Genomic DNA, 14,947 nt, shown 5'->3' with positions numbered 1-14,947 from the left:
GCCTTTCACGTCACTCAGCCCCCAACCATAAGACACTGTTATGCCTATGCTTCGCCAGCACTATCTGCCCGCCAGTGCGGTGCCAGACACCAACCAACTGCTCACCCAACCGGGTGTTTTGGCCTTGGTGAACTTTGGCGACGCCTGTGTGCCGGGCGCGCAGCCGGGCATTATCCCGCTGGGTATGCCCTCGCTCAGCGATCAACCTTGGGAGGTGATTCGCTACGGCGATTCAGTCGCCCAGCGCGGGGTGGACGAACACTGTCACTGGAGCCTGATTGAGGATGTACTCTGCGTCGCCACCTGGATTGCACCGGAGGATTGCAGCGACATAGAGGCCGCTACCGAAGTGGCCTATGGCCGCCTGTTTCGCGTGATTCAGGCCAAGGGCTTTCCCTATCCCTTCCGCATCTGGAACTTTATGCCCGATATCAATCGCGGGGATGGCGACCGCGAGGAGTACAAGAAATTCTGCGTTGGCCGCCAGCGTGCGTTTGATGACTACCATGTCGCGCCGCAGGAGTATCCCGCGGCCTCGGCGCTTGGCCATCACACCAAAGGTGCGGTTGTCTATTTGCTCGCCGGGCGCAATTCCGGGGTGCATCACGAAAACCCGCGCCAGCAACCGGCCTATCACTACCCGCGCGAATACGGCCCGACCAGTCCCAGTTTTGCCCGCGCCACCAGCCTTGCGCTGCGCAGCCGGGAGCAGGTATTTATTTCCGGCACTGCCAGCATCATCGGCCATAACACCCAGGCGGTGGGCGATTTGCAGCAGCAGCTGGCCATCACTCTCGACAATATCCAGCACCTGCTGCGGCATGTGGAGCACGCGCATGCCAAGCTAAGTGCGATCCGCGTCTATCTGCGCCACGCGCAGGATGTGGCGGCGGCCCAGGCTTTTTTAGGCGCGCGCCTGCCTGCTGATGCTGTCAATTTTATCCACGCCGATATCTGCCGCAGCCAGCTGCTGGTGGAAATTGAAGCCCTGGCTTCACCCGGGGTATGAGCCAGCTCAATCGCTTCTGGCGCCTGCTGGCAACGGCTTTCTCCATCGCGCTGTTTGCCGCTGGCGCCTTGCTGCTGGCACTATTGCTGGCACCGCTGATCCGCTTATTGCCCTGGTCGGAAACCCGTCGTCGCCATCTGGCGCGCCACAGCATCCAGCGCTGGGTGCGGCTGTATGTGGCGATTATGCGCAGCCTGGGGTTGCTCTCGGTGGAGTTTGACGGGGTCGCGGCGCTGAACCAGCCGGGAGTGTTGGTGGTGGCTAATCACCCCACACTGCTCGATGCGGTACTGCTGATGTCGGTGATGCCCAATGCGACGTTTATCGTCAAAGCGGCGATGGCCCACAACCCCATTACCTGCTGGATAGTGGCGCTGGCCGGTTATATTCCCAATGACGAAGTGGGCGTGGAACTGGTGGAAAAAGCCGCTGCCGCCCTGCGCGCCGGTGAAACCCTGATGATTTTCCCCGAGGGCACGCGCACCGAGGGCGATGAACTCACACTGAAACGCGGTGCCGCCAATATTGCGCTGGCGGCGGCTTGCCCATTGCTGCCGGTGGTGATTTATTGTAAACCGCTAACCCTGCGCAAGCGGGAGCCCTGGTATCACATACCCCATCGCCCGCCGCATTTTATCCTGCGGGTACTGCCGCCACTGGAGTTGGCGGCGCTGGTTGACCCCAGTCAGCCGCCCGGTCTGCAGGCCCGTGCACTTACCGCTGGGCTGTACCAGTGCTTGCGCGATGGGCTGAATAACTGCCAGCGCGATGAACTGCAGAAGCAGCGCTAAAGCTTGTATAATCGCGCGCCGGTCGCGCCCAGCGCTACCTAATGGACGCCGTCCCGAGCGCGTCACCCTAAAAAAGAGTTAGCAAAAGATTCCCACTATGATTCATACCCGTGACAGCCTGTTGACGCGCATTGCCGACATACTGCAAGAGCAATTTGATGTGGAGCCAGGCTCCATTACCCTGGACTCGCGCCTGCGTGAAGATCTGGATATCGACAGCATCGATGCGGTGAATTTGATGATCGAATTAAAATCCATTACCGCCAAACAAATCACCCTGGAAAATTTCCACCAGGTAAAAACCATCGGCGATTTAATTGATGCCATTCTGGCGTTTTTAAGTCAGGAAAACGCTCAAGGTCAGGCCGCTCACTAATGCCACGCCGCCGCGAACCCGCTGCACTGCTCAGTGTGGATACTGCCATCACTGTGCCGTTTTTTGATGTGGATTCCATGAACATTGTGTGGCATGGCCACTACTGCAAATATCTGGAAGTGGCGCGCTGCAATCTGCTCGATAAACTCGGTTACAACTATACCGATATGAAAAATTCGGGTTTTATGTTTCCGATTGTGGATATGCAAATCCAATACTTGCAGCCACTGGTATTTGAGCAGCAAGTGATAGTGACGGCGAATTTGGTGGAGTGGGAATATCGCCTGAAAATTCATTACCTGATTCGCGACGCGGCAAGTGATGCCCTCTTGAGTAAAGCGCAAACAGTGCAAGCGGCGGTGGATGCCAAGACCAAGCTGTTGCGCATCGGCAGCCCCGATGCGTTACTCGAAAAAGTAAAACCCCTGTTACCCTAAACCCTGCGGCGCAAATTTCTATGAAAATAATGATGCGACCCACTCTGGCTTGCCTGTTGTTATTCAGCGTCATTGCCAATAGTGCGATGGCGGATGGCCGCGCTGCAAATGCGCAAGTTAATCCTGCGGAATTACTCAAACACTATTTACCGGAAAGTTGTTATCAAACCGGTCTGTATAAGCAACAAAAATCCATCGCCGGCATTAATAAATTGTTGGAGACCGAAGGCAGTTTTGCATTTGCTTGCGATAAAGGTTTGCTCTGGCATACCGCTGCGCCGCTGCAGGAAACACTGGTCTATCAATTACAGGGCACAACCCATTTGGTGCGCGCTGACGGCAGCAGTCAAAAACTCTCTGGCGCTGTGCAACGTCAGCTGGGGCAAATGCTCAATCATTTGCTCGGCGGTAATAGTGCTTACCTGGAAAAAACCTTTGCCATAGTGGCAAGCGACACAGGTATTCAATTAACACCGCGCAAAAAGCGCATGGAAAAATTCTTGCGCCATATCCACATTACTCGCAGCAGTGATGCAGTCACTATTCGCCTGCAACACCAGGGCGATGAATACACTGCAATTCGTGTGTATGAGTTGCAACCTCTGCCATCACTCAATGCCGATCAATGCGTGCAACTGTTGGCCACAGCGCCGGTGGCATTAGCTTGCGCGCAATTATTAACTCCCTGATTTTTATTTAAGTGGACGCGTTATGACGCAGCAACTTTATCGCCGCTGGTGCAGCGCGGCTCTGCTATTGCTAACACTGGTGGCGCTGTATTGTTTTTGGGCAATCAACCGCAGCGGCCTGCAGATAGATACCAATCTGCGCAGCTTGTCGCCTTCGTTTACCCTGGACGCGGCCGTCAATCACGCGCTCAATAAAATGTCGGCCGATGCGGCGCAACAATTTATATTGGTATTGGCCCACCCGGATGAAGAGCGGCTCGCCGACGCCAGCGATGCGCTGCGCGCGATGATCGAAACCGATGCCGGTACTATCGCCTATGTTGATCGCAGCGAGTTGCTCGAGCGCTACATAAATCAGCTGCAAATGCATCCCTTTCATATTCTTGGTTCCGAGGCGCAGGCGACATTGGCCGAGGGCGATGCCGAAAAAATACTCGCCTTGGCGCAAACTAATTTGTATGGGGCGGGCGGCGCAGTGCGTTTATTGCCACTCACCACTGACCCGTTGGGCTTTGCCAATGAATATGCGCTGGGTTTATTGGATCGTCTGGCCTTAAACAATAGCGATGAAATACAAGCAGTAATACGCGGTCAAAAAACACTTTTTATTGCTGCACATCAGTTGCAAATAAACAGCGACGCATTGGAAATGAATCAGCAGGATCTGGCGCTGCTGAGTATCAAGCAATTTATGGCGCAGTTAAAAAATGAATATCCCGACGTGGAAATTATTCAATCGGGCATTTTATTTTTTGCCGCCGATGCTGCGCAGTCGGCTCGCGCCGATATAGATACTATTAGCACGGGTTCGATGATTGGTGTGCTGCTGTTAATCCTCTGGGTATTTCGCGGTCCGCGTGCACTGCTCTTGCCTGCGTTGTCGATTGGCATGGGCTTGGCGTTTGCATTTGCTGTCTGTCATTTCTGGTTTGGTTCGATTCATGTGCTCACTCTGGTATTTGGCTCCAGTTTGATTGGTGTAGTGGTGGATTACGCACTGCATTTTTATTATTTTCAGGCGCACCATCCGCAAAGTGAAAATCGCCTACCGCTTTATCGCGCTTTATTTTTAAGTTTACTCACCAGTGTGATTGGTTTTAGTGCGCTGGCTTGGTCGGGTTTGGCGGCACTGCAACAGGTGGCGGTATTTGCCGTGTTAGGGCTGGTATATGCCTGGTTGATGGTAATCGCCTTGGGACATTACTTAACCAAGGGCGTAAAAGTATACGATTCAAGTTTGCAGAAAATGGTTCAGGGGTTGTTGCGCCTGTTTGGAAAATTTCCCTCGCGTGGGATTGCGCCGCTAATCGCCGTATTTTTGCTGAGTGGTTTTTTCGTAAACGATTTTGAATGGCCTGTTAGCGACAATCCGCGCAGTTTTTTTGCAGCCAACCCCCAGTTAATTGAGCAGGAGAAACAAGTCAGCGCCTGGGTTGCCAGCCACGAGCCAGCCAGTTTTATTGTAGTGCAGGGCGACAGTGCACAGCAGGTCTATGATCGTATCGCCGCTGTCCAAGGGTTGTTGGGCGAGCAGGGGCAGTTATTAGGAGTGCATCGATTTTTTCCTTCCCCCCGTGAGCAGCAAGCCAATTATCAGCTTAATCAACAGCTTTATGGTGCGAACCCGCTCGCGCAGCAATTTATTGATCGTCATGAACTCAACGAAATATCGGCAGCCAATTTATCACTCGCCTATGCCCAGCAGGAAAATAATCTATTGAATCCGGCCGATTTTTTTATCGATCATGAAGCCGCGCTGCCACCGCTGTGGATTCAGAATGACACTGCATTAAATGCATTTCTGTTAATTCCCAAAGGTATGGACACCGATGTGATAGCGGAAAAACTTGCTGCGTTTGAAGGGGCATTTTTTTTCAGCGCCATGCAGGACTCGGAGATGTCTATGAAACTGCTGCGCCATTCCTCAATGGAATTGTTGTTATTGGCCTTATTGTTAATGGCGCTGTTGTTGCTCACCCGCTATCACTGGAAAAAAATGTTACAGCTAATTGCCATTCCGTTATTTGCGGTGGCAGCCAGTTTGATTTTGTTGGCACTGTTGGATATTCCGCTCACATTGTTTCATGTGATGGCCTTGTTTTTGGTGGTTGGGCTGGGTATGGATTATGTTATTTTTATCGCCGAAATGGCTGACAATACCGTAGAAACTTTATCGGCTGTGGCAATTTCGTCGACTACTAATCTTTTATCTTTCGGCTTATTGGGCTTGAGTATTTTGCCGGCGGTAAGCGCCTTTGGTATTGCGCTGTTTATGGGCAGCTGTTTTAACTTGCTGGGTGCGTTAATGCTGGCCAGTCGCAAGTGGTCGGCAAGTAAACAATAGCGCGCTCACCCTGCTTTCTTTTTTGTACATCAACTAGGGGCTAAAATAATGAGTAAACAACGTGTTCTGGTGACTGGTGCCAGCCGTGGCATAGGTAAAGCCTGCGCCTTAAAACTCGGCGCCGATGGGTTTGATGTGTGTGTGCATTATCGCTCCGGTAAAACCGAAGCCGAAGCGGTGGTCGCAGAAATTATTGCCAATGGCGGTAGCGCCAGTTTGATTCAGTTTGATGTGTGCGAGCGGGAAAAAGTGAGCGAGACTTTGCTCGCGGATATTGAAGCAAACGGCGCCTTTTACGGCGTGGTGTGCAACGCCGGTATCGCCGCCGACAACGCCTTTCCTGCGCTTACCGGCGAGCAGTGGGATTCAGTCATTCACACCAATCTCGATGCGTTTTACAACGTGTTGTATCCGCTGGTAATGCCGATGATTCGCCTGCGCAAAGGCGGCCGCATTGTTACCTTGTCATCGGTGTCTGGTGTGATTGGCAATCGCGGCCAAACCAATTACAGCGCCGCCAAAGCGGGCATTATCGGTGCCACCAAAGCCTTGGCGATTGAGTTGGCCAAACGCAATATCACTGTTAACTGCGTTGCACCCGGCGTAATTGAAACCGATATGATCGAAGGCATTTATCACGATGAAGCGATGAAATTAATTCCCATGCAACGCTTCGGCAAAGTGGATGATGTGGCCGCCACAGTGAGTTTTTTAATGTCCGATGCAGCGGGTTATATTACCCGGCAGGTGATTAGTGTGAATGGGGGCATGTGTTAAGGTAAAAACGATTCCCCCTTTTTTCAAGGGGGATTTTTTATACCCGCTTAAAAATCAGCGAGGTATTAACGCCACCGAAGGCGAAGTTATTACTCATAAAATACTGCGCTTGTAATTCGCGCACTTCATTTCTGATGTAATCCAGCTGGCCGCAGTTTTCATCCACATCATCCAAATTTAAATTGGGCGAGAACCAGTTTTCATTCATCATTTCTATGCCGAGCCAGGCCTCTAATGAGCCGCAGGCGCCGAGGCTGTGGCCGATATAACTTTTTAAACTGCTAAAGGGAATATGGCTGCCCATGACTTGTTGGGTGGCGAGTGATTCGGCGATATCGCCGTGTACTGTGGCAGTGCCGTGGCCGGAAATGTAGTGGATTTGTTCGGCATTTAACTGTGCGTCCTGCAAACTTTTTTGCATGACTTTTGCCATGGTTGCCTGATTGGGGCGCACTAAATGATTGCCGTCGCAATTGGTGGCAAAACCGACAATTTCCGCCAGGATATTTGCACCGCGCGCAACGGCGTGGTTCCAGTCTTCCAAAATTAAGGTGCAGGCGCCTTCACCTAACACCAAGCCATCGCGCTGCGGGTCAAACGCGCGCGGCGATAATTCCGGCGTGGCATTTTTTAAACTCGCGGAATAGACCGTATCAAACACTGCGGCTTGGGTGGGGCAGAGTTCTTCGGCGCCGCCGGCGATCATAATGGTCTGTTGGCCGCTGCGAATCGCTTCATAGGCAAAACCAATGCCTTGGCTGCCTGCGGTACAGGCGCTGCTGGTGGTGTACATGCGCCCGCAGGTGCCAAACAGCACGCTGATGTTGACTGCCGCCGAGTGGCTCATCATGCGCAAATACGTGGTGCCATTTAATTTGGCCATGGATTTGTGTTCAAGCAGGCCAAAAAATTCCATCGCTGCGTCGCTACTGCCAGTGGCAGAGCCGTAAGCTACGCCGGTCGCGTCACTGCTGATAAGCGGATCTTTAAATAAGCCTGCGTGAATTAATGCCTGTTCGGTTGCGGCCACCGCCATTTGCGCCACTCGGCCCATGCCGCGCTTTTTTTTCTGGGTGTAATGGGCGGGCAAAATAAAATCATCCACGGGCGATGCAAGGCGGGTTTGCAATTCCGGGTATTGATCCCACTCGTGCATGTAACGCACGCGATTTTTTAATTGCAAAATATTGGCGCGGATAGTTTTCCACTCGTGACCCAGTGCGGAAATAGCACCGGCGCCGGTAATTGCGACACGTTTTGTCACGCACTTGCTCCTGTTGTTGATGGAATTTCCTGCTGTTCCTGGTCGGTGAGCGGCTTGCGAAATACCGATAATTTGGCGGACGCGCAGCGGCTGTGATCGCGCAGGTTGATAATCTCGCACTGGAAATTGGCGAGGCTATCGCCCACCACCGCGACTTCGCTGCAGCGTACTTGCAATAGATCACCGGCGCGAAAATAAGGTACAAACGCTTCGTATTTGCGCGTGCCCAATAACAAACCTAAATGCGGCGCCACTGTGCCCTGCTGCAATTGATAACCGGCAATCAATGCGGCGGTCTGCCCCATGTATTCCACACCAATCCAGCTGGGTACACCTTTGCCTGCAATAAAAAATGACGAACGTTCGCTGATGGTAATTTCCGCGCAGGAAAAATTCTGCCCCAATTCAATCACACGATGAATTAACAGCATGGGTTCGCGATGGGGAATTAACTCGTAAATGCGACCATCAATCATGCGCGGCTGCCTCTGCTTTTGCTACCGACTCTGTTGCCGATTGGCTGCTGGCCCAGTAGGGATAAAAATTAAACCACTGCAGCGGTGCACGCGCCGCCTGCTGCTCCAGTGCGCTGGCGTATTGTTGCGCGTAGGCGTGTAATTGTGCGCCGCCGTCTTTGCGCGGCAGGGTTACCTGTTCGGCAAAAGGCACCAATTCAAAATAAATCTTGTGCGCCTGGCGGTAGGAAAACATTAATTGCACTTCACATTGCAATACTTTGGCGAGCATGTAGGGGCCAATGGGCAATTGTGCCGGGCGACCTAAAAAATCCACCGTCACCGTGCGCGCCTCGCCGCTTAGCGGAATGCGATCACCGGCGATAAATAACCATTCGCCATTATCAATTTTGGCTTTGAGTTGCAGGATAAGTGGAATATCCAATTCATTCACTTGATAAATATGAATGCGCGATTGCGGATTAATTTTTTGCATCGCCATCACAAAATTGGCCGAGTGCTGGTCGTAAACCAAGGCATTAATCGTGCGCGCTTTATAGCGCTGCACAAAGCCGCGACAGTATTCCAGATTGCCCAAGTGGGAGCCGATAATTAATTGGCCCTTGGTTTTGGCCATAAATTGTGCGAGTAATGGCTCGTTGGCGATTTCAAAATCCTGTTCATTAATCGGTGTGCTCCAAGCCAGGAGTTTATCCAGAATACATTGGCCAAATGCGTACATATGGCGAAATACATCGCTATAACCTGGAATTTTACCTTGCCAGTAGGCGGGATATTTCTGTGCGTGGGTGCGTAAAAATTCGAGTGATGCTGCACGCGCACGGCGATTGAGCAGAAAAAAATAAGCCATGATGGGGTAGAGCAGAATATTAAAAAACCGGCGGCCAAATACTCGCTGCAACCAGAGCAACAATAAAATGCCGCGAATGGTGCCCGACTCTTGCAGTGTGGACCAGTGCGCCTGTTTTTCGGCCGTCGTGTTTGTCATTAATTGCCCCGCAGTCGCTGCCATAACAGCAATGGCAGGCGTACTAACATGCCGAGCATTAAACGGCTGTGCAATTTAATCAGCAGTAAATTGTCGCGCAGGTAATTAAAGTGCGACACACTCTGCGCCGGGTAGATAACCTGGGTGTTGATAAAAATTAAGCGGGTATTTAACCACACGGCTTTCACCAGCAGTTCGGTATCAAAATCCATGCGGTTGCCAACAAAATAATGGTCGAGCACCTGTTCAATTTGCGCTAAGGGATAAACACGAAAACCGCACAATCCATCTTTAATTTTTAGCGATAGGGTTTCCAGTGCGACCCAAAAATCCGTGACCTTGCGCCCGTACACCCGCGCCTTGGGCGCCGATGCATCAAATACCGGTTTACCACAAATAATCGCCTCGGGGTGCTGCTGCGAAAGCTGCACAAATTTTTCAATGTCGGCGACATTGTGTTGGCCGTCGGCATCAATTTGCAGGGCGTGAGAGAAACCCAAGCTGCGCGCAAATACCAACCCCGCTTTTACCGCCCCACCTTTGCCGCGGTTGCGGCGCAGCGCATAAAAATGCACGTTGGAATATGTTGCGCTGGCGGCGGCTACCTGCGCGCAGCTTTCAGCGCTGCTGCCGTCATCGACAATCACCAGCGGCAAACCACTGGCAACCAACTGCGGCAAAAACGCGATAAATTGGCGCTCGTGGTTGTAGTGCGGAATTAATAAACAATAACTCATAGTGGTTTACTGCGCTGGGGAGGCCTGGGTGTGAAACACCAGTTTGCCTTCGGAAAAAATGCTGTCGCCCTGATGATAGCGAAATTTCACCGCGCTGCTGTCTGCTGCAACACTGTAGTCGAGACTTAATTGCAAACTCTGCCCGGGCAGTATTACCTGCTGGAATTTCAAATTGTCGATGCGGATAAAATTATCGCCCAGCGGAAATAGGTATTGGGCCAATTCGTTGGCCCAGTGGGTTTGTACGACTCCTGCGACTACTGGTTGCTGGGGAAAGTGACCTTCCAGCCAGAGCATTGCGTGGTTAATCGTTATATCTATAACACACTGGTTTTCCGTGCGATTGATGCCGTCAAACTGCGGCCAGTGCGCTGTTGCAAAGGCGGTGCGCAGCTGGGCAAGGGGGCTTGGATTGCTCATGGGTTATTATCGATTGAGTTGTCTTGCGGTGTAATTATGGGCGCCATGATACTCCAGCACCGGAGCTAACCCAATTGTTATAACTCGGTGTTGCCCGCCGCCTGATCGCGGTATTTGTGGATGTAGTAGCGGCGATAGCTGTATTCCAGCGCAAAAAATACCGCGAAAAAAACATAGGAGAGCAGGCCGCTGTAGAGCGCCCAGCTTTTTAGGCTGGCAAAAAAGGTGAGGTAAAGTGCAACTAGGGCATTGCCCACCAATAGCACTGCCCATATCGCGGTTAATACCCGGGTATAGGCTTTGGCGCGGGGGGTGATAGTTTCACCGGCAAGGCGTGCGAGGCGCTCGATCAGGCTTTCCGGGGCGCGCAAACTGAGGGCAAAAAACAGTGCCATACAGAGGCTGATTAATACCGGGTAGAGTTTTAGCAGCAGTTCGCTGTTGGCGATTAATAGCGCCAAGCTGTAGGCGAGTGCCACCAACAGCAAGCCTAGCTCAGCATGTGTTTGCGCCTGCCCCTGACGGCGTGCGGCGCCGAATTTGGCCAGTGCCAGCACCGCCAGTACCAGCGCAAATAACGCGGGGCTGATGTGTTGTATGCCCAGATAAACCAGCAGTGGATAGGCGATGGAGACAAGCACCAGTATTAAGCTGAGCAGGGGTTTCATGGTGGCGATTTTTTCCTCTGGCAATCCGATCAGCAGTATAGGGTGGGCGCAAGAATAAAAAACCCTGCCGTAGCAGGGTTGGTAAGTGATTGTGATTAACGCGTAATCGGGCGGTAGTCGTCCATCTCCCGGTGGGGCATGGGCGTCCAGTTATCGGCCGGAACGGGTGGAATTGGTGCCGGGCTTGGCAGGGCTGGTTGTTCCTGCGCAAGCAGCTGGTTCATTTGGGTTAACACCGGGTCTTCGCTGGTTTCGTTCGGGGTTACGAAAATTTTGTGTGCGCGCGCGCCGCGCCCCCAATCCAGGCTGCTGGAATAGCGCACCAGCGGCGCCGACAGGACCAGCCCCGTGAGCACTGGTAACAGCCACCAGAAAAAAATAGGCGCATAGATGTAAGTCACGCAACCCCAGAGCAAGGCGGCGAAGGTCATTTTGGAGGTGCGTGCGATACATTCCCCCCAGGGGAGCAGGCGGCCTTCGCGCTCCTGTGAATCCCAGTTCACTTTAAAACCGAGCAGCACTGAAATCACAAAATAGGCGTGATAGATCATCATGATCGGGGCGATTAATACCGCAAAAATTGTCTCGATAATGGTGCCTTTAATGATCGCCCGCGCCCCGCCAAATTGTTTGCGGCGGTGGGTGAGGGTAACTATGACCCCGAGCAACTTTGGTCCCATCAACAGCAGGGTAGTGAGCAAAATCAGCGCAATAATTAGCTCGGTTTTGGCGATTGGCCAGTTGGGGTAAAGCTGGTGAATATCGGTAAAGTAGACATTGGCGTTAATGGCGCGTACTACAGCATCGGCGGTACTTAGCACCAGCATCAACATCCAGATCAGTGATGTGATGTAGGCCACGGCGCCCAATAAAAAGTGCAGGCGGCTAATGGGGTGCAGGTCTTTGGTGTCGATAATGCCCAGATGCTGGATGTTGCCCTGTACCCAGCGGCGGTCGCGTTTGGCGTAGTCGATAATATTGCACGGCACTTCCTCGTAGCTGCCCTCCAGATCCGCCAACAGGAACACATCCCAGCCTGCGCGGCGCAGCATGGCAGCCTCGACAAAGTCGTGACTGAGAATATCGCCACCAAAGGGGGCTTTGCCTGCCAGCGTCGGGAGACCGCAGTGATCGATAAAGGCGCGCATGCGGATGATGGCGTTGTGGCCCCAATAGTTGGCGGCATCGGTCTGCCAGAAGGCGAGGCCGGTGGCGAGCATGGGGCTGTAGAGCACGGCGGCAAACTGCACAAAACGACCAAAAAAGGTGGTTTGGCGCACAGGGATTGGAATGGTTTGAATCAAGCCGCAGCGCGGGTTGGCCTGCATGGCGCGCACCATTTTCAGCAGGCAGTCACCGGCCATAATACTGTCGGCATCGAGCACAATCATCTGCTCGTAGTTGGCGCCCCAGCGCTGGCAGAACTCGGCGAGGTTGCCCACTTTGCGGCCAATATTTTTTTCGCGGCGGCGATAAAACACCTGCTGGCCTAAATCGCCCAGACGCTCCTGCAGCAGTTGCCAAGCATCGCGTTCGGCTTGGGCGATGTTCAGGTTGGTGGTGTCGCTGAGCAGGAAAAAATCGAACTTGGCTATCTCACCCGTTTTTTCCAGCGAGCGCAGCGTCGCCTCAAAACCGGCAATCACGCGATGGGTATCTTCGTTGTACACCGGCATGACGACGGCGGTACGGGTGTTAATGGGCGCGTCATCGGCAGCGAGGTTTCTGGTGGATTTAAGGCTGAGCGGGTCGATGCGCAGCATCTGCAGCACAAATCCAAACGCACCGCTCCAGAAGGCAAGGCTGAGCCAGGTAAAGCTGATCCCAAACAGCACCAGAATAATAGTTTCCAGGGTGTTGAGTTCGTTGGCGCTGAGGATATCAAACATGATGTAAACCCCGCTGACAGCAGTCAGCAGGCTCAGGATCACATAGATATAGCGGCGCAGCGATTTGCCTGGGATGCGAATGGCATCCGCAGGCACTTGTGTCAGGTCGGCGGGTGAGCGCAGGTTTTCGGTCATATTAAATGGCATCCGGATACCAGACATAACTCCATACTTCACTCAGGCGCTGGTCGCGCAACTTCAGGTAGAGGCGCATGTCGGCGACGTTGTTACCCTCTGGTTCCAGCTTGAATGAGGCGCGCCAAGTACGGCCATCGGGCAATTGGCGCACACTCAGTTCGCTAATGGTGCCGGACGATTTCTGCAGCTCAGCCACCAGCGGTGAATCGGTAGAGAGGTTTTCCAATTCGCCGCCGCGGAAGTCAATTACAAATTTGCGTTTGCTCACAGGCGGTGGATTGGCCTGACCCGGGTTGGCGCCCCAGCCGATACGGGTGCGGATTACTTTGGCGCCAACATTTTCCGGAAGATGATCGTCAAAGCTGCGCAGGCGATATTTATAGGTGGCGCTGCTACCGGCTTTCATTTTTTTGGCAGGCACCCAGTAGGCAACTACGTTATCGTTAGTTTCACTGTCGCTGGGGATCTCCACTAACTCGGCGCGACCTTTACCCCAGTCCCCTTCGGGCATAATCCACATGCTGGGACGCTTCTCGTAGCGCGCTTCCATATCCATGTAGTGATCAAAATCGCGGTCGCGCTGCAACAGGCCAAACCCGCGTGGGTTCTCATCCAGCATGGAGGAAACGCGCAATTGGCGATGGTTGCTGATTGGGCGCCAGATCCACTCACCGTTCGATGCTGCCATCAACAGACCGTCGGAATCGTGAACTTCGGGGCGGAAGTCATCCACAAAGCGCGTGTGGTTTTCACCCCACATATACATGCTGGTGAGCGGGGCAACGCCTAATTTTTGGATGTCTTTGCGCGCAAACAGGCGCGCTTCAACGGCCATTTCTGTGGGCGCACCCGGCATGATTTCAAAGCGATAGGCGCCAGTGATGGATGGGCTGTCGAGCAGGGCGTAGATCACCACGCGGGTGTCCGTGGGCGCGGGTTTGATTAACCAAAACTCGCGGAACACCGGAAATTCTTCACCTTTGGGTTCGGCGGTATCTATCGCCAGGCCGCGCGCTGATAAACCATAGGCGAGGCCCGGGCCTACCATGCGAAAGTAGGAGGCACCCTGGAACACCACAAACTCATCTTTGTAATCATTGCTATTGAGCGGGTAGTGAATGCGGAATCCGGCAAAGCCGATATTGTTTGGCGCCACGCCGGCAAGTGGTGCGGCGGGGCCGTCGTAACTGAAAAATTCTTGTTTGAACTGCACAAATGAATCCGGCGTGTCATTGGCCATATGCAGGACTATAGGTTCGCGATAGAGAAAGCCGGGGTGAAACAGCTGCAACTCAAACAGCGACTCCTTGTGCCAGATGGCGGCTTCAGGACGGAAGCGGATCGCGCGGTACTGATCGTAATCCATGTTGGCCAGCGCATCGGGAATATTGGCCTCGATGGGTGCGTAGTCGCGTTTGGCCAACTTTTGTGCGCGCGTTGCAATGGCATCGAATAACGCAGGGGCGGCTATATCGCTTGCGGCAGCAGGTGCTATCGCCGGTGCCTGCACCGGGGCAGTTTGTGCCGCAGCCAACCCGCTCCCCAAACCCAGTGTACAGCTGACCACCAACCCGAACAGGCGCGCACGTGCGCTGGGCCCAGTCTCGGTTTTTTTGTCGTTACACAAGATGCTCATCCAGTTTACTCCGCATTGGATTTTTAAAATTAATCGTAGAAAAGTTTGTCTGCCCTGTCTTGATGCCGGGGGCGGGTATTGAAAAAAAGGGGAATAATGCATCGCCATTGATCAATGACACGAGAGGTTATTAAGCGCGGCGCATTGTAAACCATCTGTTACTAAAAATAGCGGCTTTCACGCACAGCTCAAGGCTTTTTTTGCGCTCGGGATAAATCGGCGTGGTGCTTCGCTCGTGGCCTATGGCTGTTTCAAAAAATCGTATTATTGCTAAATAGTCTTTGCGCTTGGTTTGCCATCAACTTAAC

General features: G+C 53.0%; 15 protein-coding genes. 7 read left to right on the top strand and 8 right to left on the bottom strand.

The window, feature by feature from the left end; all coding sequences use genetic code 11:
* Positions 1-40: 40 nt before the first annotated feature.
* The 7 genes from O59_RS00160 (at position 41) to O59_RS00130 (ending at position 6,423) form a co-directional block, all read left to right on the top strand.
* Entirely contained in the window at positions 41-1,009 is a 969-nt protein-coding gene (locus tag O59_RS00160; RefSeq protein ID WP_157152419.1) for a hypothetical protein, read from the top strand.
* Entirely contained in the window at positions 1,006-1,800 is a 795-nt protein-coding gene (locus O59_RS00155; RefSeq protein WP_007638234.1) for a 1-acyl-sn-glycerol-3-phosphate acyltransferase, read from the top strand. Before O59_RS00160 ends, O59_RS00155 begins: the two co-directional genes overlap by 4 nt.
* A 97-nt stretch (positions 1,801-1,897) precedes the next feature.
* A complete protein-coding gene (locus tag O59_RS00150; RefSeq protein ID WP_007638233.1) occupies positions 1,898-2,176 on the top strand; it encodes an acyl carrier protein in 279 nt (92 codons plus the stop codon).
* The gene (locus O59_RS00145; protein WP_007638232.1) at positions 2,176-2,613 is read left to right on the top strand and encodes a thioesterase family protein; all 438 of its coding nucleotides are present in this window, start codon (positions 2,176-2,178) and stop codon (positions 2,611-2,613) included. The genes O59_RS00150 and O59_RS00145 overlap by 1 nt, the downstream gene beginning before the upstream one ends.
* Before the next feature lie 29 nt (positions 2,614-2,642).
* Positions 2,643-3,302: a hypothetical protein gene (locus tag O59_RS00140; RefSeq protein ID WP_157152418.1), complete on the top strand. Its 660-nt coding sequence runs from the start codon at positions 2,643-2,645 to the stop codon at positions 3,300-3,302.
* 22 nt (positions 3,303-3,324) lie between these two features.
* On the top strand, positions 3,325-5,646 hold the full coding sequence (locus O59_RS00135; protein WP_007638230.1) for an MMPL family transporter: 2,322 nt from the start codon (positions 3,325-3,327) through the stop codon (positions 5,644-5,646).
* A 48-nt stretch (positions 5,647-5,694) separates the two neighbouring features.
* Positions 5,695-6,423: a 3-ketoacyl-ACP reductase FabG2 gene (locus tag O59_RS00130; protein WP_007638229.1), complete on the top strand. Its 729-nt coding sequence runs from the start codon at positions 5,695-5,697 to the stop codon at positions 6,421-6,423.
* Between the two features lie 37 nt (positions 6,424-6,460).
* Here the strand turns inward: O59_RS00130 and O59_RS00125 are convergent, their stop codons facing one another.
* From O59_RS00125 to O59_RS00090, 8 genes are all read right to left on the bottom strand, one after another.
* On the bottom strand, positions 6,461-7,687 hold the full coding sequence (locus O59_RS00125; RefSeq protein ID WP_007638227.1) for a beta-ketoacyl-ACP synthase: 1,227 nt from the start codon (positions 7,685-7,687) through the stop codon (positions 6,461-6,463).
* Positions 7,684-8,163, bottom strand: a complete 480-nt coding sequence (locus O59_RS00120; protein ID WP_007638225.1) for a hypothetical protein — start codon at positions 8,161-8,163, stop codon at positions 7,684-7,686. The genes O59_RS00125 and O59_RS00120 overlap by 4 nt, the downstream gene beginning before the upstream one ends.
* Positions 8,156-9,151 (bottom strand): hypothetical protein, encoded by a 996-nt coding sequence (locus tag O59_RS00115; protein WP_040390939.1) that lies wholly within the window; start codon positions 9,149-9,151, stop codon positions 8,156-8,158. Before O59_RS00115 ends, O59_RS00120 begins: the two co-directional genes overlap by 8 nt.
* Entirely contained in the window at positions 9,151-9,888 is a 738-nt protein-coding gene (locus O59_RS00110) for a glycosyltransferase family 2 protein (RefSeq protein WP_007638223.1), read from the bottom strand. The genes O59_RS00115 and O59_RS00110 overlap by 1 nt, the downstream gene beginning before the upstream one ends.
* Positions 9,889-9,894: 6 nt before the next feature.
* Positions 9,895-10,308: a hypothetical protein gene (locus O59_RS00105; RefSeq protein WP_007638222.1), complete on the bottom strand. Its 414-nt coding sequence runs from the start codon at positions 10,306-10,308 to the stop codon at positions 9,895-9,897.
* Positions 10,309-10,385: 77 nt separating this feature from the next.
* Entirely contained in the window at positions 10,386-10,976 is a 591-nt protein-coding gene (locus tag O59_RS00100; RefSeq protein ID WP_050976918.1) for a hypothetical protein, read from the bottom strand.
* A 95-nt stretch (positions 10,977-11,071) separates the two neighbouring features.
* A complete protein-coding gene (gene mdoH / locus O59_RS00095; RefSeq protein ID WP_232283013.1) occupies positions 11,072-13,027 on the bottom strand; it encodes a glucans biosynthesis glucosyltransferase MdoH in 1,956 nt (651 codons plus the stop codon).
* On the bottom strand, positions 13,002-14,639 hold the full coding sequence (locus tag O59_RS00090) for a glucan biosynthesis protein (protein ID WP_007638219.1): 1,638 nt from the start codon (positions 14,637-14,639) through the stop codon (positions 13,002-13,004). Before O59_RS00090 ends, mdoH begins: the two co-directional genes overlap by 26 nt.
* Positions 14,640-14,947: the final 308 nt, after the last annotated feature.

The sequence above is a fragment of the Cellvibrio sp. BR genome, from assembly GCF_000263355.1.
In the GTDB taxonomy this organism is placed as follows: domain Bacteria; phylum Pseudomonadota; class Gammaproteobacteria; order Pseudomonadales; family Cellvibrionaceae; genus Cellvibrio.
The sequence above is the reverse complement of the archived record's forward strand: the minus strand, read 5'-3'. Positions and strand labels throughout refer to the sequence as shown.